At 66.6% G+C, this 22,988-nt stretch carries 20 protein-coding genes; 9 read left to right on the forward strand and 11 right to left on the reverse strand.

All coding sequences use genetic code 11. The features are described from left to right. Positions 1 to 50: 50 nt before the first annotated feature. The 5 genes from ispH to murJ all read right to left on the reverse strand — a co-directional run bounded on the left by ispH (position 51) and on the right by murJ (position 7,555). Complete coding sequence (gene ispH / locus LL962_RS09340; RefSeq protein ID WP_228316700.1) at positions 51 to 1,001, reverse strand: 4-hydroxy-3-methylbut-2-enyl diphosphate reductase; 951 nt, start codon at positions 999 to 1,001, stop codon at positions 51 to 53. A 63-nt stretch (positions 1,002 to 1,064) separates the two neighbouring features. Further along, complete coding sequence (gene lspA / locus LL962_RS09345; RefSeq protein WP_228316701.1) at positions 1,065 to 1,583, reverse strand: signal peptidase II; 519 nt, start codon at positions 1,581 to 1,583, stop codon at positions 1,065 to 1,067. Positions 1,584 to 1,838: 255 nt separating this feature from the next. Further along, entirely contained in the window at positions 1,839 to 4,670 is a 2,832-nt protein-coding gene (ileS, locus tag LL962_RS09350) for an isoleucine--tRNA ligase (protein ID WP_228316702.1), read from the reverse strand. Positions 4,671 to 4,676: 6 nt separating this feature from the next. After that, positions 4,677 to 5,747, reverse strand: coding sequence for a bifunctional riboflavin kinase/FAD synthetase (locus LL962_RS09355; protein ID WP_228316703.1), 1,071 nt, complete (start codon positions 5,745 to 5,747; stop codon positions 4,677 to 4,679). A 203-nt stretch (positions 5,748 to 5,950) separates the two neighbouring features. Beyond that, on the reverse strand, positions 5,951 to 7,555 hold the full coding sequence (gene murJ, locus LL962_RS09360) for a murein biosynthesis integral membrane protein MurJ (protein ID WP_228316748.1): 1,605 nt from the start codon (positions 7,553 to 7,555) through the stop codon (positions 5,951 to 5,953). Positions 7,556 to 7,671: 116 nt separating this feature from the next. Between murJ and rpsT the strand changes: the two genes are divergently transcribed. Continuing rightward, the gene (rpsT, locus tag LL962_RS09365) at positions 7,672 to 7,941 is read left to right on the forward strand and encodes a 30S ribosomal protein S20 (RefSeq protein WP_002807888.1); all 270 of its coding nucleotides are present in this window, start codon (positions 7,672 to 7,674) and stop codon (positions 7,939 to 7,941) included. A gap of 91 nt (positions 7,942 to 8,032) precedes the next feature. Here the strand turns inward: rpsT and obgE are convergent, their stop codons facing one another. The 3 genes from obgE to rplU form a co-directional block, all read right to left on the reverse strand. After that, positions 8,033 to 9,085, reverse strand: a complete 1,053-nt coding sequence (gene obgE / locus LL962_RS09370) for a GTPase ObgE (protein WP_228316704.1) — start codon at positions 9,083 to 9,085, stop codon at positions 8,033 to 8,035. 225 nt (positions 9,086 to 9,310) lie between these two features. After that, positions 9,311 to 9,571, reverse strand: a complete 261-nt coding sequence (gene rpmA, locus LL962_RS09375; RefSeq protein WP_104584306.1) for a 50S ribosomal protein L27 — start codon at positions 9,569 to 9,571, stop codon at positions 9,311 to 9,313. A 12-nt stretch (positions 9,572 to 9,583) separates the two neighbouring features. After that, the gene (rplU, locus tag LL962_RS09380; protein ID WP_003484328.1) at positions 9,584 to 9,904 is read right to left on the reverse strand and encodes a 50S ribosomal protein L21; all 321 of its coding nucleotides are present in this window, start codon (positions 9,902 to 9,904) and stop codon (positions 9,584 to 9,586) included. 293 nt (positions 9,905 to 10,197) lie between these two features. Between rplU and uvrA the strand changes: the two genes are divergently transcribed. Beyond that, complete coding sequence (gene uvrA / locus LL962_RS09385; protein WP_104584308.1) at positions 10,198 to 13,167, forward strand: excinuclease ABC subunit UvrA; 2,970 nt, start codon at positions 10,198 to 10,200, stop codon at positions 13,165 to 13,167. Then, positions 13,164 to 13,568: an acyl-CoA thioesterase gene (locus tag LL962_RS09390; RefSeq protein WP_007967522.1), complete on the forward strand. Its 405-nt coding sequence runs from the start codon at positions 13,164 to 13,166 to the stop codon at positions 13,566 to 13,568. Before uvrA ends, LL962_RS09390 begins: the two co-directional genes overlap by 4 nt. Before the next feature lie 234 nt (positions 13,569 to 13,802). Here the strand turns inward: LL962_RS09390 and LL962_RS09395 are convergent, their stop codons facing one another. Continuing rightward, on the reverse strand, positions 13,803 to 14,228 hold the full coding sequence (locus LL962_RS09395; RefSeq protein WP_228316705.1) for a copper chaperone PCu(A)C: 426 nt from the start codon (positions 14,226 to 14,228) through the stop codon (positions 13,803 to 13,805). Positions 14,229 to 14,308: 80 nt separating this feature from the next. Here LL962_RS09395 and LL962_RS09400 point away from each other — a divergent pair, with 80 nt between their 5' ends. From LL962_RS09400 to LL962_RS09415, 4 genes are all read left to right on the forward strand, one after another. Further along, entirely contained in the window at positions 14,309 to 15,079 is a 771-nt protein-coding gene (locus tag LL962_RS09400; RefSeq protein WP_228316706.1) for an enoyl-CoA hydratase/isomerase family protein, read from the forward strand. Positions 15,080 to 15,150: 71 nt separating this feature from the next. Beyond that, positions 15,151 to 16,056, forward strand: coding sequence for an acyl-CoA thioesterase II (gene tesB / locus LL962_RS09405; protein ID WP_228316707.1), 906 nt, complete (start codon positions 15,151 to 15,153; stop codon positions 16,054 to 16,056). A gap of 219 nt (positions 16,057 to 16,275) precedes the next feature. Then, positions 16,276 to 16,770 carry a putative signal transducing protein gene (locus LL962_RS09410; RefSeq protein WP_228316708.1) on the forward strand — a complete coding sequence of 165 codons (495 nt, stop codon included), beginning with the start codon at positions 16,276 to 16,278 and terminating at the stop codon, positions 16,768 to 16,770. 351 nt (positions 16,771 to 17,121) lie between these two features. Beyond that, positions 17,122 to 18,306 carry an RNA polymerase sigma factor gene (locus LL962_RS09415; protein ID WP_228316709.1) on the forward strand — a complete coding sequence of 395 codons (1,185 nt, stop codon included), beginning with the start codon at positions 17,122 to 17,124 and terminating at the stop codon, positions 18,304 to 18,306. A gap of 455 nt (positions 18,307 to 18,761) precedes the next feature. Here LL962_RS09415 and LL962_RS09420 read toward each other — a convergent pair whose 3' ends face one another. Further along, positions 18,762 to 19,343, reverse strand: coding sequence for an EF-hand domain-containing protein (locus tag LL962_RS09420; RefSeq protein ID WP_230439948.1), 582 nt, complete (start codon positions 19,341 to 19,343; stop codon positions 18,762 to 18,764). Positions 19,344 to 19,542: 199 nt separating this feature from the next. On the opposite strand from LL962_RS09420, the gene LL962_RS09425 reads away from it, so the two are divergent. Both LL962_RS09425 and LL962_RS09430 read left to right on the forward strand, forming a co-directional pair. After that, on the forward strand, positions 19,543 to 20,298 hold the full coding sequence (locus LL962_RS09425; protein WP_441004862.1) for an arginyltransferase: 756 nt from the start codon (positions 19,543 to 19,545) through the stop codon (positions 20,296 to 20,298). A gap of 52 nt (positions 20,299 to 20,350) precedes the next feature. Next, positions 20,351 to 21,577, forward strand: coding sequence for an endonuclease/exonuclease/phosphatase family protein (locus tag LL962_RS09430; protein ID WP_228316712.1), 1,227 nt, complete (start codon positions 20,351 to 20,353; stop codon positions 21,575 to 21,577). Positions 21,578 to 21,755: 178 nt separating this feature from the next. Here the strand turns inward: LL962_RS09430 and purT are convergent, their stop codons facing one another. After that, positions 21,756 to 22,958 carry a formate-dependent phosphoribosylglycinamide formyltransferase gene (purT, locus tag LL962_RS09435; protein ID WP_228316713.1) on the reverse strand — a complete coding sequence of 401 codons (1,203 nt, stop codon included), beginning with the start codon at positions 22,956 to 22,958 and terminating at the stop codon, positions 21,756 to 21,758. Positions 22,959 to 22,988 lie beyond the last annotated feature (30 nt).

The following is a 22,988-nucleotide window of genomic DNA, read 5'->3' on the forward strand; positions in this document are numbered from 1 at the left end:
GGTCAATCGCCCGGCCGCTAGCGACTGGCCGGTGGCCGCTGCCAGCGGCCTCAGCCCACCAGCCGCAACCGCAGTTCCTTGGGCAGCGCGAACACCATCGATTCCGGCTCGCCTTCCAATTCGGACACGCCCTCGGCACCCAGTTCGCGCAGCCGCGCCAGCACGCCGTCCACCAGCACCTGCGGGGCGGAGGCGCCAGCGGTCAGGCCGATATGCTGCTTGCCGACGATCCAGGCCGGGTCGATCTCGCTGGCGTTGTCGATCAGGTAGGACTCCACCCCGTCGCGCCGGGCCAGTTCGCTCAGCCGGTTGGAATTGGAGCTATTGGGCGAACCGACCACCAGCACCAGGTCGCACTGCCGCGCCAGATCGCGTACCGCGTCCTGGCGGTTCTGGGTGGCGTAGCAGATGTCGTCATGGCGCGGCCCCTGCATGGCCGGATACCGGGCCCGCAGGGCTTCGATGATGCCCATGGTGTCGTCCACCGACAGCGTGGTCTGGGTGGTATAGGCGAGATTGTCCGGCTGATCGATCTGCAGCGTGGCGACCTGCCCGATGTCTTCCACCAGGTAGATCTTGCCCGCGCCTCGCTCGCGACTCCATTGGCCCATGGTGCCTTCCACCTCCGGATGGCCGGCATGGCCGATCAGCACCACGTCGCGGCCGGCCCGGCAATGCCGTGCCACCTCGAAATGCACCTTGGTCACCAGCGGACAAGTAGCGTCGAACACCTTCAGCCCGCGACGCTCGGCTTCCTGGCGCACCGCCTGCGAGACGCCATGTGCGCTGAAGATGACGGTGGCGCCGTCGGGCACCTCGTCCAGCTCCTCGACGAAGATGGCGCCGCGCTCCTTGAGATCGTCCACCACGAAGCGGTTGTGCACGACTTCGTGCCGCACGTAGATCGGTGCGCCCAGCGTCTCGATCGCACGCTTGACGATCTCGATCGCGCGGTCGACACCGGCGCAGAAGCCGCGGGGGTTGGCGAGCAAAACATCCATGGCAGGCATTCTACGGCAATGGGAAGTGGGATCGGCGGGAATGACAGTCGCCAGCAAGCGGCTTCAGCCTCGATTCCCGATTCCCGATTCCCGATGTCCGTGTTTGTCGAACAGGCCGAACACTGCGATCCCGATGGCGCCTCCCACGATCGCCGAGTCGGCGATGTTGAAGGCCGGCCAGGTATGGCTGCCGATGTACCACTGGATGAAGTCGACCACATGGCCGTGCATCAAGCGGTCGATCACGTTGCCGATCGCCCCGCCGATCACCAGGGCATACGGCAGCGCGCTACGCCAGTGCCCGCGCGCGGTGCGCGACAGCCAGAACGCCAGCAAGCCGCTGATGCCCACCGCCAGCGCGGTGAAGAACCACAGCTGCCAGCCGCCGGCATCACTCAGGAAACTGAAGGCCGCGCCGGTGTTGTAGGTGCGATACCAGTTCCAGAACCCGTCGATGACCGGCACGGGCGTGTATTCAGGCAGGCTGGACAGCACCCAGGCCTTGCTCCACTGATCGAGTCCGACCACTGCAACGGACAGCAGCAGCCAGATCAGGGCGGAGGGTTTGGGTCTTGCGGTCATGGAATCACCTTGGCTGTTGCGACTCCCGGGTTCGGAAGAAGCTGCCCAACGGGCAAATCGGCAGGCGGCGGTGGATGCGCCGGTATGGCCCTCATCCGGCGCTGCGCGCCCCCTTCTCCCGCTTGCGGGAGAAGGATATTGAAGCGCCCCCGCTTGCGGGAGAAGGGTATTGAAGCGCCCCCGCTTGCGGGGGAAGGATATTGAAGCGGACTCCCGCTTGCGGGAGAAGGAATTCAGACATCAGAACCAGCGACACTAGAACCAGCGACGCTGCTCGCCCGGGCCCTCGATATTGCTGACGCAGCGACCGCACAGCTCCGGATGCCGCGGGTCGCTGCCCACGCTGGCCTGGTGGTGCCAGCAGCGTACGCACTTGGGCTTGGTGGTCGGCTGCGCGCTGACGAAGATGTCGTCGGTGCTGGCCGCGGTCACGGTGACGTCGCCGCTGATGAACAAAAAGCGCAGCTCCTGGCTCAACGGCTGCCAGCGCGCAGCGGTCTGCGCATCGGCGGCCACGGTGATTTCCGCTTCCAGGGCCGCACCGATGGCGCCATTGGCACGCATCGGCTCCAGCACCTTGGCCACCTGCTCGCGCAGCGTCAGCAGCTTGTCGACATCGGCACTGGTCAATGCGGCATCGGCCGGCAACGGCGCCAGGCCGTCGTACCAGGTGGCGAACAGGACGTTGCCGACATGCTCTCCCGGCAGATAGGTACACAACTCGTCGGCGGTGAAGCTCAGCACCGGCGCGATCCAGCGTACGAACGCCTCGGCCACGTGGTACATCGCGCTCTGCGCCGAACGGCGGCCGCGCGAATCCTCGGCCATCGTGTACAGACGGTCCTTGGTGACGTCCAGGTACAACGAGCCCAGGTCCACGCTGCAGAAGTTCAGCAGCGCCTGCACGATTTCGGCGAAATCGTAGCGCGCATAGGCGGCCACGATCTTTTCCTGCAGCTCGTGCGCGCGATGCACGATCCAGCGATCCAGCAGCACCATCTCGTCCAGCGCCACCAGATGCTGCCGTGGATCGAAACCATGCAGGTTGCCGAGCAGGAAGCGCGCGGTATTGCGCAGGCGGCGGTAGGCGTCGGCATTGCGCTTGAGGATCTCCTGCGACAGCGACATCTCGTTGCTGTAGTCGGCCGAAGCGATCCACAGGCGCAGGATGTCCGCGCCCAGGGTCTTCATGATGTCCTGCGGCTCGATCCCGTTGCCCAGCGACTTGGACATCTTGCGGCCGTGCTCGTCCACGGTGAACCCATGGGTGAGGCATTGCCTGTACGGCGCCGCCTTGTCCATCGCCACACCGGTCAACAGCGACGACTGGAACCAGCCGCGATGCTGATCCGAGCCTTCCAGGTACAGGTCGGCCGGCTTGGGCAGGCCGCGGTCCACCAGCACCGCTTCGTGCGTCACGCCCGAATCGAACCACACGTCCAGGATGTCGGTGATCTTGTCGTAGTCGGCGGCCTCGTCGCCGAGTAGCTCGGCCGCATCCAGCGTGTACCAGACATCGACGCCGCCCTGCTCCACGCGGTCGGCCACCTGGCGCAGCAACTCGGTGCTGCGCGGATGCGGCTCGCCGGTTTCGCGGTGCACGAACAGCGCAATCGGCACACCCCAAGTGCGCTGACGCGAAATGGTCCAGTCCGGACGGCCCTCCACCATGCCGGCGATGCGCGCCTGGCCCCAGGACGGGTACCACGTCACGCCTTCGATGGCCTTGAGCGCATCGGCACGCAATCCCGCTTTTTCCATCGAGAAGAACCACTGCGGTGTGGCACGGAACGCGATCGGCGTCTTGTGCCGCCAGCAGTGCGGGTAGCTGTGCTCCATCTTGCTGGCCGCCAGCAGCACGCCGGTATCGCGCAGCGCCTCGATGATGATGTCGTTGGCCTTCCAGATATGCAGTCCGGCCAGCACGGTGTCGCCCAGCGGCGGCGTCGACGGCAGGTACACGCCGCGGCCATCCACCGGGTTGATCTGCGCGGCGCCATAGCGCTCCAGCAGGCCGTACTGCCTGGACACCTGGTAGTCCTCCTGGCCATGGCCAGGGGCGGTGTGCACGGCGCCGGTACCGTCTTCGGCCGACACGTGATCGCCCAGCAGCAGCGGGATCTCGCGCTCGGCATAGAACGGGTGCGCCAGCAGCATCCGTTCCAGCGCCGTACCCTTGGCATGGCCATGCACCAAGACCTCGTCCACGCCGTAGCGGGCCAGCGCCTTGGCCGCCAGGGCCTCGGCCACCACCAGCCAGCGCGGCTGGCCGCGGTCGGCCGGGCCCTCGACCAGCACATAATCCAGGTCCGCGCCCAGGCTCACCGCCAGCGAGGCCGGCAGCGTCCACGGCGTGGTGGTCCAGATCGGCACCGCCACACCCACGCCCGCCGGCAGGCTCGCGCCGAATGCGGCAGCCACAGCCGCCGGGTCACGCACCGGATAGGCGATATCCACCGTCGGCGACACCTTGTCGGCGTACTCGATCTCGGCCTCGGCCAGCGCCGAACCGCAGTCGAAGCACCAGTGCACCGGCTTCACGCCACGGGTGAGGTGGCCGTTGTCGACGATCTTCGCCAGCGCGCGGATCTCATTGGCTTCGAAGCGGAAATCCAGCGTCTTGTACGGGTTGTCCCAATCGCCGATCACGCCCAGCCGCTTGAAATCGCGCCGTTGCAGATCGATCTGCTCGGTCGCGTATTCGCGGCACTTCTGGCGGAACTCGGCCGCATCCAGCTTGACGCCGACCTTGCCGTACTTCTTCTCGATGGCGATCTCGATCGGCAGGCCATGGCAGTCCCAACCGGGGATATACGGCGCATCGAAGCCAGCCAGATACTTCGACTTGACGATGATGTCCTTGAGGATCTTGTTGACCGCATGGCCGAGATGGATCTGGCCATTGGCATACGGCGGGCCGTCGTGCAGCACGAACAGCGGGCGCCCTGCCGCATTGGCGCGCAGCTGCGCATACAGCCCCTCGCGCTCCCAGCGCTCCAGCATCGCCGGCTCGCGCTTGGGCAGGTCGCCGCGCATCGGGAATTCCGTGGCAGGCAGATGAAGAGTGGCTTTGTAGTCTTGGGTCACAGGAATCTACCGTTGCGCTGGATTTCTTAAAAAGTCCGCACATGGATGTGCGGGCTCTTGCGAGGGACTCGCATGTCTATCGTCCGCACATGGACGTGCGGGCTCTTGCGAAGGACTCGCATCATAGGCCGGCTGTTGCGAAGAACTCGCCGTTGCTGCCAGCACCGCACGCGCCTGTTCGGCGTCGCGGTGCATCTGCACGGTCAGCGACTCCAGGCCATCGAACTTTTCCTCGTCGCGCAGCTTGGCGACGAATTCGACCTGCAGGTGCCGGCCATACAGATCGCCCTGGAAATCGAACAGGTGCGCCTCCAGCAACGGCTCGACGCCGGCCACGGTCGGCCGCGTGCCGAAACTGGAGACCGATGGCCACGGCTGCGCGGCCACGCCATGCACCCAGGTCGCGTAGATGCCCGACAGCGCCGGGGTGCGCGAAAACCGCAGATTGGCGGTGGGATACCCCAGCGTGCGCCCCAGCTGCTTGCCGCGCACCACCCGCCCCCCGATGGCGTACGGGCGGCCGAGCAGGTCGGCGGCATGCGCAAACTCGCCCGCCACCAGCAATTGACGGATGCGCGTGGCGGAAATGCGCTCGCCGTGCAGATGCACCGGCGCGATCTCGCCGGCCGCAAATCCATGCTGATCGCCCAGGGCGCGCAACAAGGCGATGTCGCCACCACGGCGATGACCGAAGCGGAACTCCGGGCCGATCCACACCTCGCGGGCGCAGAGCCGGCGCACCAGCGCCAGGCGCACGAAGTCCTCGGCGCTCATCGCCGACAGGCGGCCGTCGAAGCGGATCAGGCCCACGCTGTCGGCACCGAAGCCGAGCAATCCTTCGATCTTGGCGCGCGCCAGGGTCAGCCGCGGCGGCGGTGCAGCCGGAGCGAAGAACTCGCGTGGCAACGGCTCGAAGCTCACCGCCACCGCAGGCACGCCGAGCGCGCGCGCGCGCGCAACCGCGTGCTGCACCAATGCCCGATGCCCCAGGTGTAGGCCATCGAAGGCGCCGATGCAGACCACGCTTCCGTGCGGGAACAGCGTCCCGCCCTCGACGTCTCTAAACAGCCTGCTCATTCCTCGATCCAAACAGATGCCGGCCTGCGGCCGGTCCTCGTTGATGCGTAACCCGTGAGTATAGCCGTGCCTGTCAACCCGCACGGCCCGCACCGATCACGCAAGCGCTCAGCGACGCTACGCCTGCCGCCGGCGCGGTGCGACCCCCATCCGCGCTTCGGGCACCTTCCCCCGCACGCGGGGGAAGAGAGTCGACTCCAGGCTCAGCTCTCGCGCAAGTGGCGCGGGCGCAAGCCCAGCGCCAGCTGCGCTGCCAGGTAGGTCAGGCCGCCACTGCCGACCAGCACCGCCAGCCAGCCGATCCGTTGCCACTTGTCCATCGTGGTGAAGGACGGCAGCCACCACAGCAGACCCAACAGCACCGCCACCATCGCCGCACACGCCAGCAGCAGACGCGTCGCATAGCCCCCCCAACCTGGCCGGCGCTGATAGACGCCGGACCTGACCAGCCAATACCACAGCAGCCCCAGATTGAGATAACTCGACAGCGCACTGGCGATACCCAGCGCCAGGTGCAGCCCCGGCTGCTTGCCCAGCGCCTGCATCACGCCCTGCGCCTTGAGCTCGGGCGGCACCATGAGCTGGTACAGCACTGCCAGGAAGGCGAAGTTGAACACCATATTGGCCACCAACGCGACCACGCCGGCACGCACCGGGGTGCGGGTGTCCTGGCGCGCATAAAACGCCGGCAGCACCACCTTGAGCATGGCATACGCCGGCAGGCCGAAGCTCAGCCCGTACACCGACAACGCCGTCATGCGGGTGTCGAAGGCGGTGAACTTGTGATACTGGAACAAGGTTGCCACCAGCGGCTCGGCCAGCAACAACAAACCCAGCATCGCCGGCATTGCAATCAGCAAGGTGGTCCGGAAACCCCAGTCCAGCGCGCTGGAAAACGCGGCGCGGTCGGTCTTGACGTGATGGCGCGCCAGCGCCGGCAGGATCACCGTGCCCAGCGCCACGCCGAAGACACCCAACGGCAATTCAAGGAATCGATCGGCCAGCGACAACCACGACTGCGAGCCGTCGGTCAGCTTGGCGGCGATGACGGTGTCCAGCAGCAGGTTGATCTGCGCCACCGAGGAGCCGAACAGGGTCGGCACCATCAGGGTCAGCACCTTGCGCACCCCCGGATGTCGCCAGCCCCAGCGCGGAAGGGTCAACAGATCGATGCCTTTCAGCGAAGGCAGCTGGAACAGCAACTGCAGCATGCCCGCCGCCAGCACCGCCCAGCCCAGCGCGAGGATCTGCTTCTCCGGCGTCCCACCCAGCCGCGGCGCCAGCCACACGGCCCCGGCGATCATGCACAGGTTGAGGATCACCGGAGTCAGCGCCGGCATGGCGAATTTCTGGAAACTGTTCAGCGCCCCGCCCGCCAACGCGGTCAGCGAAACGAACAGCAGGAATGGGAACGTCAGGCGAAACAGATCCACCAGCAGGCCATGCTTGGCCGGATCGGTATCCACTCCGCTGGAGAACAGCGTGGCCAGCTGCGGGGCGAAGATCAGCGCTAGCGCAGTGACCACCAGCAGCACGCCGCCCAGGGTACCGGCCACGCGCGCCATCAGCTCGCGCAGCTCGGCATGCGGCCGGGTCTCCTTGACCTCGGTGAACACTGGCACGAAGGCGGTGGCAAAGGAGCCTTCGGCGAACAGCCGGCGCAGGAAATTGGGGACCCGGAAAGCCACCCAGAACGCATCGGTCACCGCATTGCTGCCGAAGGTGGTGGTCACCACCTGGTCGCGCACCAATCCCAACACCCGCGAGACCATGGTCATACTGCTGAACGAGAGCAGGCCCCTCAACATGCGGGGTGTGCTCATGGGCGATCCCTCTTGACAACTGACTTGACGTACATAATTGGGTCCATCATACTTTCGCGCTTGCTTTTTCCACCATACCGATTTTTCAGGAACCCACCACCGTGGCCAATATCAAGTCCGCCAAGAAGCGCGCCAAGCAGACCGTTGTGCGCAATGAGCGCAACACCGGCCAGCGCTCGATGCTGCGCACCGCCGTCAAGAAGGTGATCAAGGCCCTTGACGCCAACGATGCTGCAGGCGCCGAAGCCGCCTTTGCCGTCGCCCAGCCCATTCTCGACCGTTTCAGCGCCCGCGGCCTGATCCACAAGAACAAGGCTGCACGTCACAAGAGCCGCCTGACCGCACGCATCAAGGCCATCAAGGCCGCGTAAGCGATCAACCGCGTCAACGCCGGCAGCCTGGCTTCCGGCAATACAGAAAAACCCGGCCTTGGCCGGGTTTTTTGTGCGCCCGCTGCGGCACTCAGCCCGCATCGCGCGCTTCGAGCTCGTCCTCACGTTGGCGGTCGAAGAACGCCATGACGTCTTTCATGATCGGGAAGGTGCCATCGCGACCCAGCGCCGAGACCAGATACCATGGCGCCGTCCAGCCCAGCTCGGCCACGATGGCCTCGGCAGCGGCATGCGCCTCGTCCTCGAACATCAGGTCGGCCTTGTTGAGCACCAGCCAGCGCGGCTTCTTCAGCAACTCCGGGTCGTGACGCTCCAGCTCGCGCTCGATCGTGCGCACCTGTTCGGCCGGCGATACACCCTCCACGCCACCATCCATCGGCGCCATGTCCACCAGGTGCAGCAGCAGGCGGGTGCGCTGCAGATGACGCAGGAACTGCGTGCCCAGGCCGGCACCGTCGGCCGCACCCTCGATCAGACCCGGCACGTCGGCAATGACGAAGCTGCGATGGGCCTCGACGCTGACCACGCCCAGATTCGGGTAGAGCGTGGTGAACGGATAGTCGGCCACTTTCGGTGTCGCCGCCGACACCGCGCGGATCAGCGTGCTCTTGCCGGCATTGGGAAAGCCGAGCAGGCCGACGTCGGCCAGCAGCTTGAGTTCGAGCTTGAGCAGCCGCTCCTCGCCCTCCTCGCCGGTGGTGGCCTGGCGTGGCGCACGGTTGACCGAGCTCTTGAAATGCATGTTGCCCAGACCGCCCTTGCCGCCCTTGGCCACCAGCAGGCGGTCGCCGTGCTGGATCAGGTCGCCAATCACTTCATCGGTCTGCACATTGATCACCACAGTGCCGACCGGCACCACGATGATGCGGTCTTCGCCGCCCTTGCCATAGGCCTGGCGCCCCATGCCGTTCTCGCCGCGCTGCGCCTTGAAGGTGCGCTCATGACGGAAGTCGACCAGGGTATTGACGTTCTCGTCGGCCACGATCCAGACACTGCCGCCGGCCCCGCCATCGCCACCATCCGGCCCACCCAGCGGAATGAACTTCTCGCGGCGGAAGCCGACACAGCCATTGCCGCCATTACCGGCGGTGACCAGGATTTCTGCTTCGTCGACTAGCTTCATGGGATTCGGAATTCGTGATTTGGGATTGGTAACAGCACCGCAGGACGCCGCTTGGCGGTCGCGGAAACAGCAGGAAGCAACGGTATCGGGACTCTCGAAATCCGCCATTGCGAATCCCGAATCCCCACTCCCGGCCCTCAAACGAAAAACCCCGCAAAAGCGGGGCTTTCCGTCTGGCCCGCAAGGCGTTACCGCCTCGTGGACTGGCCTGCATGGAGCGGGCGATTACGCCTCGGCAACCACGCTGACGGTACGACGCTTCTTCGGGCCCTTGGTGGAGAACTCCACCTTGCCGTCGACCAGCGCGAACAGCGTGTGGTCACGACCCAGGCCGACGCCGGCGCCCGGATGGAACTGGGTACCGCGCTGACGCACGATGATGTTGCCAGCCTCGATGACCTGGCCGCCAAACATCTTCACGCCGAGGTACTTCGGGTTGGAATCGCGACCGTTGCGCGAGGAACCTACGCCCTTTTTATGTGCCATGACTGGTTCTCCTTACTTCTTGTCGCCACCGGCGATGCCGGTGATCTCGATTTCGGTGTAGTGCTGACGATGTCCCTGACGCTTCATGTGGTGCTTGCGGCGACGGAACTTGATAATGCGCACCTTGTCGGCGCGGCCGTGGGCCACGACCTTGGCGGTGACCGAGGCGCCCTTCAGCGCATCGCCCAGCTTGATGCCGTCGCTGTCGCCCAGCATCAGGATGGTGTCGAACTTGATCTCGTTGCCGGCTTCGACTTCGAGCTTTTCCACGCGGAGCGTTTCGCCCTGCGCGACGCGGTATTGCTTACCGCCGGTTACCAGAACTGCGTACATGACCAGGTGTTCCTCTGTAGTTATTATGGTCGCCTGACCTGCCCTTGGGGCAGACAGGAGCGGAATTGTACTTGCCGGGCTGGTTTCGGGTCAAGTCGCAGGCAGATCGGCCACAACCACCCCCGCAATGGGCCGGTGGAACGCATCATCCGGCCGCCACAACGGCCCCGGCAGACTGGCATCTGGGGCAATTGCCCTCACCTAGGTCGGCGGGTAGGCTGATCGACTGCCACTCATTCCTGCTGAGCACGCTCGCACCACCGCCGGTTCGCCGGCCCGACATCGGATCCCCCATGGCGATGGATTTCATCCGCATCCGCGGCGCGCGGACGCACAACCTCAAGAACATCGACCTCGACCTGCCCCGCGACAAACTCATCGTGATCACCGGCCTGTCCGGATCGGGCAAGTCGTCGCTGGCGTTCGACACCATCTACGCAGAAGGCCAGCGCCGCTACGTCGAGTCGCTGTCGGCGTACGCGCGCCAGTTCCTGAGCGTGATGGAAAAGCCGGACCTGGACCACATCGAAGGCCTGTCCCCGGCCATCTCGATCGAACAGAAATCCACATCGCACAACCCGCGCTCCACTGTCGGCACGATCACCGAGATCTACGACTACCTGCGCCTGCTCTATGCACGCGTGGGCCAACCGCGCTGCCCGGACCATGGCTTCCCGCTGGAAGCGCAGACCGTCAGCCAGATGGTCGACCACATGCTGACCCAGGACCAGGAGCAGCGCTACATGCTGCTGGCGCCGGTGATCCGCGACCGCAAGGGCGAGCATGCGCAGGTGTTCGAACAACTGCGCGCGCAGGGTTTCGTGCGCGTGCGCGTGGACGGCGAACTGTACGAGATCGATGCGGTGCCGCCGCTGGCGCTGCGCCAGAAGCACACCATCGAAGCGGTGATAGACCGCTTCCGTCCGCGCGAGGACATCAAACAACGCCTGGCCGAAAGTTTCGAAACCGCACTCAAGCTGGGCGAAGGCATGGTGGCGGTGCAGTCGCTGGACGACCCGACCGCCGCGCCGCATCTATTCTCGTCCAAGTACAGCTGCCCGGTGTGCGATTACTCGCTGCCGGAGCTGGAACCGCGGCTGTTCTCGTTCAACGCCCCGGTGGGCGCCTGCCCGAGCTGCGATGGCCTGGGCGTGGCCGAGTTCTTCGACCCCGATCGCGTGGTTGTGCATCCCGAATTGTCGCTGTCGGCCGGCGCGGTGCGCGGCTGGGACCGCCGCAACGCCTACTACTTCCAGCTGATCGCTTCGCTGGCCAAGCACTACAAGTTCGACGTGGACGCGGTCTGGAACACGCTGCCGGCCAAGGTGCGCCAGGCGGTGCTGTTCGGCAGTGGCGACGAGGTGATCAGCTTCACCTACTTCACCGATGCCGGCGGGCGCACTACGCGCAAGCATCGGTTCGAAGGCATCCTTCCGAACCTGGAACGCCGTTACCGCGAAACCGAATCGCCGGCGGTGCGCGAAGAGCTGACCAAGTACGTCAGCCAGCAGCCCTGCCCTGCCTGCAACGGCACGCGTCTGAATCGCGCAGCGCGCAATGTGTTCGTGGCCGATCGTCCGCTGCCCGAGCTGGTGGTGCTGCCGGTCAACGAGGCGTTGAGCTTTTTCCGTGGCCTGTCGTTGCCGGGCTGGCGCGGCGAGATCGCCGCCAAGATCGTCAAGGAGATCGCCGAGCGCCTGGGGTTCCTGGTCGATGTGGGCCTGGACTACCTCACGCTGGAACGCAAGGCCGACACCCTGTCCGGCGGCGAGGCGCAACGCATCCGCCTGGCCAGCCAGATCGGCGCAGGTCTGGTCGGGGTGATGTATGTGCTGGACGAGCCGTCGATCGGCCTGCACCAGCGCGACAACGAACGCCTGCTCGGCACGCTGACGCGGCTGCGCGATCTTGGCAACACCGTGATCGTGGTCGAACACGACGAAGACGCGATCCGCCTGGCCGACCACGTGCTGGACATCGGCCCTGGCGCGGGCGTGCATGGCGGCGAGATCTGCGCGCAAGGCACGCTGGACGACATTCTGGAATCGCCGCGCTCGTTGACCGGCCAATACCTGTCCGGCAAGCGCCGCATCGAGATTCCCAAACAACGCCACAAGCCCAATCCGAAGATGATGCTGCATCTGCGCGGGGCCACCGGCAACAATCTCAAGAATGTCGATCTGGACATTCCGGCCGGCCTGCTGACCTGCATCACCGGCGTGTCCGGGTCGGGCAAGTCCACGCTGATCAACGACACGCTGTTCTCGCTGGCGGCCAACGAGATCAACGGCGCCTCGCATCCGGTGGCGGCTTATCGGGAAATCGAGAACCTCGACCTGTTCGACAAGGTAGTGGATATCGACCAGTCCCCGATCGGTCGTACACCGCGCTCCAACCCTGCCACCTACACCGGCCTGTTCACGCCATTGCGCGAGCTCTATGCGCAGGTACCGGAAGCGCGCGCGCGCGGTTACTCGCCCGGGCGCTTCAGCTTCAACGTGCGCGGCGGCCGCTGCGAAGCCTGCCAGGGCGATGGCCTGATCAAGGTGGAGATGCACTTCCTGCCGGACGTGTACGTGCCCTGCGATGTCTGCCACGGCAAGCGTTACAACCGCGAGACCCTGGAAATTCTGTACAAGGGCTACAACATCAACGACGTGTTGCAGATGACGGTGGAAGACGCGCTGCGCCTGTTCGAACCGGTGCCGGCGATCGCGCGCAAGCTGGAAACGCTGGTGGATGTGGGCCTGAGCTACATCAAGCTGGGGCAGAGCGCGACCACCTTGTCCGGCGGCGAGGCCCAGCGCGTCAAGTTGTCCAAGGAGCTGTCGCGGCGCGACACCGGCCGCACCCTGTACATCCTCGACGAGCCGACCACCGGCCTGCATTTCCATGACATCGAAGCCCTGCTCGGCGTGCTGCACAAGCTGCGCGACGAGGGCAACACGGTGGTGGTGATCGAACACAACCTCGACGTGATCAAGACCGCCGACTGGATCGTGGACCTGGGCCCGGAGGGCGGCCACCGTGGCGGCACCGTGCTGGTGTCCGGCACGCCGGAGGAAGTGGCTGCCGAACCGAGATCCTATACCGGGCAGTTCCTGGCCAAGATGCTGCCGTCGGTCAAGGCACGCGAGACGCGCCCTGCGGCGATGGCCAACAAGCCCGATGCGCGCCCGCCGCGCAAGGTCAAACCGGAGAAAGCGAGCAAAACCGCCGCCTCCGCCACCAAGAAGACTGCGAAGAAGAAGGCAAGCCGATGAGCGAACACAAGGTCCTGGCACGCATCCCGATCAGCGTGCGCTGGCGCGACATGGACAGCATGGGGCATGTCAACAATGCCAAGTACATCTCCTACCTGGAGGAAGCGCGCGTGCGCTGGATGCTCGGCGTGCAGGGCGTGGCGATGACCGATCGCATCGCGCCGGTGGTCGCCGCCACCAACGTCAACTACAAGCAGCCGTTGATCTGGCCCAACGACATCACCGTAGAGCTGTTCGTCGAACGCCTGGGCACCAGCAGCGTGACCATCGGCCACCGCATCTTCGACCAGAAGGACGACAGCAAGCTGTATTCGGACGGCAACGTGGTGGTGGTATGGATCGATACGCAGACCGGCAAGAGCGCCGCGCTTCCCGACGCCGTGCGGGCCGCCAGTAGCTGAGCGGCGAGCGGCGGCAGCGCGACGGACGCGACTGTTTCCCAGGACGGCGGCTCCCCCAGGAGCCGCCGTTTTTCATGCGACCGCAACGGTGCCGTGCCCGGGCACGCATCGGGGGCGACGCGTGCCGGCAAGCGGCTGCATGCAGCAACCGTTTGGCGGCAGTGCGACGGCACCTCTCGCAACCATCTGGGCGCGCCAGCGGCTCATGCGGGGCGCACGCCCCACCACCGCATTTCAGGACCCGGGTGCGCGCTTGCGTGCCTGAAGCGTCGCCTGGATCTGACGGCCATCCTGCAGGGTGAACGTCACCGGCACCTGCGCACCTTCCTGCAACGGCGCCCGCGCTTCCATCAGCATCAGATGCAGGCCGCCCGGCGCCAGCGCGACCGTCCTGCCGGCCGGCAGCGTCAGCTCCGGCACTGCGCGCATGCGGCTGACGCCGTCGCTCTGCGTGGTTTCGTGCAAGGACACATCCGCGAACGCTCCGCTCTTCACCGCGGTGACCTTCAGCGCTTGCGGGCAGCCGTTGTGGAACTGTCCGAAGCCTGCCGCCATCCCCATGCCACCGGGTGGCGGGATGCGGATCCAGCCGGCCTTGAATTCCGGTACGCACTGCGCCGCAACGCCGGCACTGGCCGACATCGCAATTGCCGCTGCCATCGCACCGAGCAGCACACGTGCATGCCGGTGCCGCCTGCTTCGACTGCCGTCTATCATGTCCCGACCTCCAGGAGCCCCGAATGAGCATCCAGATCTTAGACCATGGCCGTGTTCGCGAAATCCGCCTGGCGCGCCCGCCGGTCAATGCACTGGACAGCGCGCTATGCCAGGCACTGAGCGCAGCCGTGCAGCAGGCCGGCGACGAGGCCGACGGCATCGTGCTGTCGGGCGGCGAACGGATCTTTTCCGGCGGCATGGATGTGCCGCAGTTGCTGGCGCACGGCAGCGACCGCGCCGCGCTGCTGGCCAGCTGGACGGCGTTCTTCGAAGCGGCGCAGGCGCTGGCCAACAGCCGCATTCCGGTGGTGGCCGCGATCGGCGGGCATGCACCGGCCGGCGGCTGCGTGCTCGCGTTGTGCTGCGACTACCGGGTGATGGCACGCAGCGCAGACACCGCCAGGCCGTACGCGATCGGCTTGAACGAAGTGCAAGTGGGCCTGGCCGCCCCGGAAGGCATCCAGCGCCTGTTGCGCCGGGTGGTGGGTGCACACCGCGCCGAACGCCTGCTGATTGCCGGGCAGCTGCTGCCGGCTGAACAGGCCGTGCAGATCGGTCTGGTGGACGAACTGGTCGATGGCGAGTTGGTCACCGCGCGTGCAGTGGCCTGGCTTCAGGAGCTGCAGCAGTTGCCGCGCCAACCGATGCTGGCCACGCGCGCGGTGGCGCGTGCGGATCTACGCGCCGCGCTGGCGCCGGAGCTGATCCAGTTGGAACGCTTCGTCGACGGTTGGTATGCGCCCGACGCCCAGGCCGCCCTGCATGGCCTGGTGGCGCGGCTGCAGAAGGCGTGAGGCGCCTGGCCGGCAGCGAGCGCCGGGCCGGCCGCTATAATCGCGGTCCGTCGCACGCCCAGGCCAGCCTCTTGTCCGCCACCGCCGAACCCGTGGTCTCCGAACTGATCAGCCTGCTGTCGCTGGAGCGCCTGGAAGACAATCTGTTTCGCGGCCAGAGCCGCGACATCGGCACCAAGTACGTGTTCGGCGGCCAGGTGCTGGGCCAGGCCTTGTCGGCGGCGCAGGCCACGGTGGACAACGGCCGCCAGGCGCATTCGCTGCACGCCTACTTCCTGCGGGCCGGCAATATCGATCACCCCATCGTCTACGACGTCGACCGCACCCGCGACGGCGGCAGTTTTTCGGTGCGACGGGTCACCGCGATCCAGCACGGCAAGGTGATCTTCTTCTGCGCGGCCTCGTTCCAGGAACGCGAAGGCGGCGCCGAGCATCAGTCGGCGATGCCGGTGGTGCCGCCGCCGGAAGACATCGAGCCGGCAGCCCCGCTGGCACCGGATGTGTTGGCCAAACTGCCTGCCAAGGTGCAGCGCTGGCTGTCGCGCGGCGGCCCGTTCGAGTTTCGCCACGTGTTTCCGCGCGACGAACTCAAGCCGCCCAAGCGCCCTCCGTTCCAGCAGATGTGGCTGCGCCTGAGCGACCCCATCGGCGACGATGTCGGCCTGCACCAGGCACTGCTGGCCTATGCCTCGGACTTCCAGCTACTGGGTACCTCCACGTTTCCGCATGGCATCAGTTACTACACGCCGAACGTGCAGATGGCCTCGCTCGATCATGCGCTATGGTTCCACCGCCCGTTCCGTACCGACGACTGGCTGCTGTACTCGCTGGACAGCCCCACCGCGCAAGGTGCACGCGGCCTGGCGCGCGGACAGTTCTTCACCCGCGACGGCGTGCTGGTGGCCAGCACCACGCAGGAAGGGCTGATTCGGGTGGTGCCCGACGGCAGCGCGAGCGCCGTGCCGGCCAAGGAGTAGGCAGTGCCACACGCGCGGGGCCGGAGTCGATCCGCCCGGCGCATCCCGGCGCGACCGACTGCACCACTGCCCACGCCGCGCGAACGGTCGCAGCGCGAGCTGGCATGCTTGTCCGCACGCGCGCCGCCTCCCCCACCCGCGCGCGCCGTCCCCAATGCTTCCTCTTGAACCGGCACCGCAGCGGCGCCATCTGTTCCGGACCCAACGGCGTTTTCCACCATGCGCAAGATCTTCAGCAGTCAACGTATCGAAACCGCCGAAGGCGTGGCCAACCTGTTGCGCGAGGCCGGCATCGAGATCCGCATCAGCAATGGCCGCTCCTACCAGAGCAAGCGCGGCGGCCAGTTCAGCTATCTGGAACAGGGCAATGCGCAAGCCCATCCCACCGTGTGGATCGTGCATGCCAACGACCAGCCACGTGCCCGCGATCTGCTGCGCGAGGCACGTCTGCTGGACACTACCCGCCGCGACCTGCCGAACGTGGAATACACCTTTCGCGAAGGCGAGAACGGCTCAAGCGCCAGCGCACGCAGCTGGGCCTGGCGCATCCGCCTGGCGCTGCTGCTGGTGATCGGCGCGGTGGCCATGGTGGTGGTGATGCGCCATCGCGCTGCACCAGCGCCGGCAGCGCCCGCTGCATCGCAGCCCGCGCCGAATGCAGCTCCGCCAACAGAAGACGATGAGGTGCGCGTACGGATCCAGCCGGCGCGCTGAACAAGCCAGGGGCGCGGACCCGCGGCCGTCGGGTGGCGGTTCCGTGCCCAGGATCGACGAACCGCAGACGCGCTGACCGAAAAGTGCCGCCCCTGCTCCCCCAGGAGCAGAGCTTCGTCACCGTTGTCGGCGTCCGCCTGGCGCGTGTAACGCCTGCGTCGCCGGCCCGATTCCAGCGCGGCACGGTGCATCTGGCGCGGCACGCGTGAAGGCCGTCAGCGTCACACGCTGCCGGCGACGGCCTGACTGCCGGTTGCTCCCCATGGCAAGCGGCACCCGCCTGCGACGACCGCACTGGTCACATCCGTCGCGGCGATGCGTCCTGCTGGCAACAGGACATAGACTGCGCCGATGAACACCGACACGCTGGACCTGATGTTGCAACGCGAGCTTCCCCACGCTGCAGCCGGCTGCCAGCAGGCGTATGGCCGGATCGTGACGGCATGCCAGAACACGGTCACCGCCATTGCACTGGCGATCACCCGCGATATCGCCGCCAGTGAGGACATCGCCCAGGAAGCCTTCCTGCGTGCCTGGCAGCGCCTGGCGCAGTTGCATCAACCCGCCAGCTTCCTGCCGTGGCTGCGCCAGATCACCCGCAACCTGGCGCGTGATTGGCTGCGTGCGAATCGTCACCGCGCGCTCAGCGGCGAAGCGGCCGATCTGGCGATCGCGATGGCAGCCGATCCGGCACCCTCGCCCACCGATCGCTTGCTGCAGGTGGAAGAGGAGATCGCCGCGCTCGACATCATTTCCGCGCTACCGGAAGAAAGCCGCGAAACGCTGCTGCTGTATTACCGCGAAGGCCAGAGTTCGCAGCAGGTCGCATCGCTGCTGGGCCTCAGCGACGCTGCGGTGCGCAAGCGGCTGTCGCGCGCGCGCGCCAGCGTGCGCAGCGATCTGATGCGTCGATTTGGCGATTTCGCACGTGGCAGCGCGCCCAGTGCGGCCTTCGCGACCACGATGGCCTCGGCAGTCATGCTGGCAGCACCGGGCACCGCAAGCGCGGCGATCGTGTTGGGCGGCGCGGGCAAGCTCGGTGCTGGCGGGTTGACCGGCTCGGCACTCAGCGGCGGTGGCGCTGCCGGCGCGTTGAGCGTCTGGTTCGGCGCGCCCGCATTGATTGCGGCAGGTAGCGTGGTGATCGCCGCGCTGGGAACCTATTGGTCGGGCTGGTATCTGCTGCGTTTTGCACGCACGCCGGCCGAAGTCGGGGCCATCAGCCGCTTCATCCGTACCAGCACGGTGACGGCCGCGCTGCTGTGTTGCGCGACGCTGGTGCTGCACCGCTTCAGCCACAGCGGGTGGCCTGCGTTGCTGGTGCTGTGTGCGGGACTGGCGGTCGTCAACTACCAGACGATGGCCGTGCTGCCACGCCTCATGCGCCCCATGCTGGAGCGCGAGGCACGCAACCGCGGCACCACGCGAGCCCCCTGGCTCTATCGCTGCATGTTCAGCCCTGGCGCAATGCTCGTGAGTACCGCGGCGGTGCTGCTGCCGATTTTGCGCCATTACCTCGTCCGGGGAATGCTGTAACGCGTCCGGGAGCCTGCTCCAGCACCGCAATGGCCGATGCCACAAGGAGCAACCGGATTCCGTACACCGACGCTCCGCAAGGCAGGGTGCCATCCGGGCGCGCCAGCAGAAGCCTTGGACACAGCGCTGGCCGTCACCCGGCAAGTGATCGCAGTCCTGCCCAGGGTGCAATCGCCACCTGTCCGACGGTATCGCTCGCATGGATTGCCCCGACATAGTGCAGGCGCACGCGGTGCATACGCCCCTGCCAGACGGCTCAGAGCGGGCGACGGTGGCCATGCGTCATTCCGCCCCATACAGGCGGCTGTGTCCATAAAACAACGGCCCCCTGCTTGCACAGGAGGCCGTCGGTCGATCGGCGCCTTGTTACGTATTGCTGATGCTCTACCGTCTACTGAGAACGCGGTATGCCGGCTGTGCCTGGACTGCCGGGATGCGATCGCACGCTGCCAGCATCAGCTGCTCGCCGCAGGCTTGGCCGGCATCGCATGCTTGCCGTGGTCGCCCGGGCCACGCGGTCCGTGCTCGCCGCGCAGCTTCGATGCGGCATCGAACTCGGCCTTGCTCAGCTTGCCGTCCTTGTCGGTATCGGCTTTGGCGAACCATGCGTCGCGATGCTGCTGCTTGCGCAGCTCACGGTCGGCACGATCGATAAAGCCATCCTTGTTGAGGTCCATCTGGTCGAAGCGCGCGGCGAATTTCGGATCGGCCTTGGCCTCCTCGCGGCTGATGCGCCCGTCCTTGTCGGTGTCGAACTTGGCTAGCCAAGCGCCACGCCCCTCAGGTCTGGGGCCATGATGGCGCGGACGTTCATCGCGCGACAGCTTGCCGTCCTTGTTGGTGTCCAGCGTGTCGAACTGCGCGGCCAGCTTCGGGTTGGCAGCCGCTTCGCTGCGGTCGATCACACCATCGCCATTGCTGTCGAGCTTGGCAGGACGCGGCGCATCGCCGGGTGCCGGCGGGGTGGCGGCGACGACTGCGCCGGTAGACAGCGCAGCCAGCATGGCCAGGGCAAGAACGGGTTTGCGGGACGTCATGAGAAACTCCTGATCTGTGGGAACCACACGCGGCACCTGCATGGGCCGCATCGCGTAGGTGGCGCACCCGGATCTGCCGTGCGCTGCCACCAATACCCACATCAACGAGTCACCGGCGCAGGCGTTGACGCGCGCATCGGCCGCATTCATGGAGCGGACAGTCGCCGCTGTTGCGACGCGCAGGCGCTATCCTGAGCGCATGGCCATCCACGCCGACACCCACGAGGACCTGCGCCTGTTTCAGACCGGCGAGCATGCCTGTGGCTACTGGCCGGACCGTCAGGCACGCGATCTGGTACTGGATCCACACGATCCGCGCCTGGGGACGATCTACACGCAAGCCCTGGCGTGGGGATTCCGGCGTTCCGGCGATCTGGTCTATCGCCCGCATTGCGAGCGCTGCCGCGCGTGCGTACCGGTGCGCATCGCGGTGGACGCCTTCCACCCGGATCGCAGCCAACGCCGCTGCCTGGCACGCAATCACGACCTGGTGGTACGCATCGTCGCCGCCGAACGCACCGACGAGCAGCTTGCGCTGTACCGGCGCTATCTCAAGCACCGGCATCCCGGCGGTGGCATGGACGGGCATGGCGCGAGCGAGTTCGACCAGTTCCTGATCGGCGGCTGGTCGCATGGGCGCTTCCTGGAAATCCGCCAGGCATCGGTCGCGCATGCGCCCGGGCAACTGCTCGCGGTGGCGGTCACCGATGTCACCGAGCATGCGTTGTCGGCGGTGTACACGTTCTACGCACCGGAGGCGGCCGCGCGCAGTCTTGGCACCTTCGCAATCCTGCAGCAGATCCAGTGGGCACAGCGCGAGCGACGCGCACATGTCTACCTGGGCTACTGGATCGACGGTCACGCCAAGATGAACTACAAGCGCCGCTTCACTGCGCTGGAGGCCTACGACGGCCGCCATTGGCGTGGACTGCCCGCCAGCGCGCCGGCGCCGTAGGCTGCCAAACGACGACATCGGCCTGCCGTATCGGCCATGCGAGAATGCCGCCATGATCAGACCTCTCCTGCTGCTGGCGCTGACCGCGCTGTGCACCGCCTGTACCCATCGCACGCCTTCCGCCACCACAGCGCCCGATCGCTCGCCCGAGCCGGCGACCGCGCCCTTGCGCATCGCCACGTACAACACCTCGTTGTATTCGGACCAGGCGGGTGGCCTGATCCGCGAACTGCAGGGCGACAGCGCGCATGCGCGCAAGATCGCCGCGGTACTGCAGCGTGTGCGCCCGGATCTGGTACTGCTCAACGAGTTCGACTTCGATCCGGACCACCGTGCCGCCGATCTGTTCCAGCAGCGCTATCTACAGGTGGCACAGCCGGGTGGCGGCGAGCCGCTGCGTTATCCGTATCGGTATCTGGCGCCGGTCAACACGGGCGTCCCGAGCGGGCTGGATCTGGACAACAGCGGCAGCGTCGGCGGCGATGGCCGCAACCGCGGCAACGACGCCTGGGGCTTTGGCCTGCATCCTGGTCAGTACGGCATGCTGGTGCTGTCGCGATATCCGATCGACACGCAGGCCGTGCGCAGTTTCCAGTTGCTGAAGTGGAGCACGTTGCCGGGCGCGCTGCGGCCGATCGACCCGGCCACGCGGACATCGTTCTACAGCGACGCGATCTGGGCGCAGCTGCGGCTGTCGTCCAAGTCGCATTGGGACGTGCCGGTACGCACGCCGCTGGGCGTGGTGCATGCGCTGGTGTCGCACCCCACTCCACCGGTGTTCGACGGCGCGGAAAAACGCAACGCCGCGCGCAACCACGACGAGCTCGCGCTATGGCGCGCCTACCTGGACGACACGGCCGACAGCAAGCGCTGGTTGTGCGACGACAAGGGAGGCTGCGGCGGGCTGGCGGCCGATGCACACTTTGTGATCCTTGGCGATCTGAACAACGACCCGATCGACGGCGCCGGCCGCCACGAAGCGATCCGGGCGCTGATCCAGCATCCGCGCGTGCTGCAGTACCCGGCCCCGCGCAGCGCCGGCGGCCCGGAAAAAACCGCCGACTACGCCGCGCAAGGCATCGCGCACATCGGCGACCCGCATCAGGTGACCGGCGACTTCGGCCCGCAGGCAGGCACCATGCGCCTGGACTATGTGCTGCCGTCGCGGCAGTTCACGCTGGTCGACAGCGGCATCTTCTGGCCGGCCAGCGCCAGCCCGGATGCAGCGATCGCCGATGGCAGCGACCATCATGCGGTGTGGGTGGATGTTGCTTGGTAGCCGGGATTGGTGACTAGGGATTGGGGATTCGGAAGGGCGAGTTGCTTGGCCGTCTGCGTTCTTCGCGCCTGTCTGGTAGGCCGACGCAGGTGCGTGCGGTTAATCGCACTTAGACCCGCGGCGTTTGGCGCGTTGAAGAAGTGCAGCGGTGCGCTGCACTTCTCGGAACCTGCGGCGATCAGCCCTGCAACTGGATCGTCAGTGCCGCGGCGGCCGCGCGCGCCTTCTCGCGTGCGCCATCGATGCCATCGGCGCGCGCCAGGGTGACGCCAACGCGACGGTGGCCGTCCACACGTGGTTTGCCGAACAGGCGCAGCGCGGTCTCGGGATCGCGCAGCGCATCGGCCACGTTGTCGAACACCGGCACGCCATTGCCATGCGCCAGCAGCGCGCAGGATGCGGATGGGCCACTCTGACGGATGACGCCGCCGTCCTGCGCACCCACCGGCAGCCCGAGAATGGCGCGGGCGTGCAGCGCGAATTCGCTCAGGTCCTGCGACACCAGGGTGACCAGGCCGGTGTCGTGCGGGCGCGGCGAGACCTCGCTGAACCACACCTCATCGCCCTTCACGAACAATTCCACGCCGAACAGGCCCCAGCCCCCCAGGTCATCGGTGATGGCTTTGGCGATCTGCTGCGAGCGGTGCAGCGCGGCCGCCGACATCGGCTGCGGCTGCCAGCTTTCGCGGTAGTCGCCATCCTGCTGCCAATGCCCGATGGGATCGCAGTACGAGGTGCCGCCAGCATGCCGCACGGTGAGCAAGGTGATTTCGTAATCGAAATCGATGAAGCCTTCGACGATGCAGCGGCCAGCACCGGCACGCCCACCGGTCTGCGCATACTCCCACGCGGCATCGATATCGGCCTCGCTGCGCAGGGTGCTCTGCCCCTTGCCGGAGGAAGACATCACCGGCTTGACCACGCAAGGCAGGCCAACGGCGGCGATCGCTTCGCGGTACTCGGCTGCGGTGTCGACGAAGCGGTACGGCGAGGTCGGCAGGCCCAGCGTTTCGGCAGCCAGCCGGCGGATGCCTTCGCGGTCCATGGTCAGGCGCGCGGCGCGCGCGGTCGGAATCACTTTCTGACCCTGCTCGCGCTCCAGCGCCACCAGGGTTTCGGTATGGATGGCCTCGATCTCCGGCACGATCAGGTGCGGCTGCTCGCTGGCGATCAGCGCGCGCAAGGCGGCGGGATCGAGCATGTCCAGCACGTGCGAACGGTGCGCCACCTGCATGGCCGGCGCGTCGGCATAGCGATCTGCAGCGATCACCTCCACCCCCAGGCGCTGCAGCTCGATCGCGACCTCCTTACCCAGTTCGCCCGAGCCCAACAACAGTACGCGGGTGGCTGAAGGCGACAGCGGGGTGCCAAGAGTGGTCATGCGCTCATCCAGTTCGAGGGGGCGGCCATT

Source organism: Xanthomonas sp. NCPPB 1067, from assembly GCF_020783795.1.
In the GTDB taxonomy this organism is placed as follows: domain Bacteria; phylum Pseudomonadota; class Gammaproteobacteria; order Xanthomonadales; family Xanthomonadaceae; genus Xanthomonas; species Xanthomonas melonis.

Excerpts from the sequence above, each read along its gene's own strand:
- LL962_RS09395 (WP_228316705.1), bottom strand. The coding sequence starts at position 14,228 with ATGGCAGCGGCAATTGCGATGTCGGCCAGTGCCGGCGTTGCGGCGCAG.
- LL962_RS09390 (WP_007967522.1), top strand. The coding sequence starts at position 13,164 with ATGAGCGAACACAAGGTCCTGGCACGCATCCCGATCAGCGTGCGCTGG.
- LL962_RS09355 (WP_228316703.1), bottom strand. The coding sequence starts at position 5,747 with ATGAGCAGGCTGTTTAGAGACGTCGAGGGCGGGACGCTGTTCCCGCAC.
- uvrA (WP_104584308.1), top strand. The coding sequence starts at position 10,198 with ATGGCGATGGATTTCATCCGCATCCGCGGCGCGCGGACGCACAACCTC.
- LL962_RS09430 (WP_228316712.1), top strand. The coding sequence starts at position 20,351 with ATGATCAGACCTCTCCTGCTGCTGGCGCTGACCGCGCTGTGCACCGCC.
- LL962_RS09415 (WP_228316709.1), top strand. The coding sequence starts at position 17,122 with ATGAACACCGACACGCTGGACCTGATGTTGCAACGCGAGCTTCCCCAC.
- LL962_RS09420 (WP_230439948.1), bottom strand. The coding sequence starts at position 19,343 with ATGACGTCCCGCAAACCCGTTCTTGCCCTGGCCATGCTGGCTGCGCTG.
- LL962_RS09410 (WP_228316708.1), top strand. The coding sequence starts at position 16,276 with ATGCGCAAGATCTTCAGCAGTCAACGTATCGAAACCGCCGAAGGCGTG.
- purT (WP_228316713.1), bottom strand. The coding sequence starts at position 22,958 with ATGACCACTCTTGGCACCCCGCTGTCGCCTTCAGCCACCCGCGTACTG.
- obgE (WP_228316704.1), bottom strand. The coding sequence starts at position 9,085 with ATGAAGCTAGTCGACGAAGCAGAAATCCTGGTCACCGCCGGTAATGGC.
- rplU (WP_003484328.1), bottom strand. The coding sequence starts at position 9,904 with ATGTACGCAGTTCTGGTAACCGGCGGTAAGCAATACCGCGTCGCGCAG.
- LL962_RS09400 (WP_228316706.1), top strand. The coding sequence starts at position 14,309 with ATGAGCATCCAGATCTTAGACCATGGCCGTGTTCGCGAAATCCGCCTG.
- lspA (WP_228316701.1), bottom strand. The coding sequence starts at position 1,583 with ATGACCGCAAGACCCAAACCCTCCGCCCTGATCTGGCTGCTGCTGTCC.
- ispH (WP_228316700.1), bottom strand. The coding sequence starts at position 1,001 with ATGGATGTTTTGCTCGCCAACCCCCGCGGCTTCTGCGCCGGTGTCGAC.
- rpmA (WP_104584306.1), bottom strand. The coding sequence starts at position 9,571 with ATGGCACATAAAAAGGGCGTAGGTTCCTCGCGCAACGGTCGCGATTCC.
- murJ (WP_228316748.1), bottom strand. The coding sequence starts at position 7,555 with ATGTTGAGGGGCCTGCTCTCGTTCAGCAGTATGACCATGGTCTCGCGG.
- LL962_RS09425 (WP_441004862.1), top strand. The coding sequence starts at position 19,543 with ATGGCCATCCACGCCGACACCCACGAGGACCTGCGCCTGTTTCAGACC.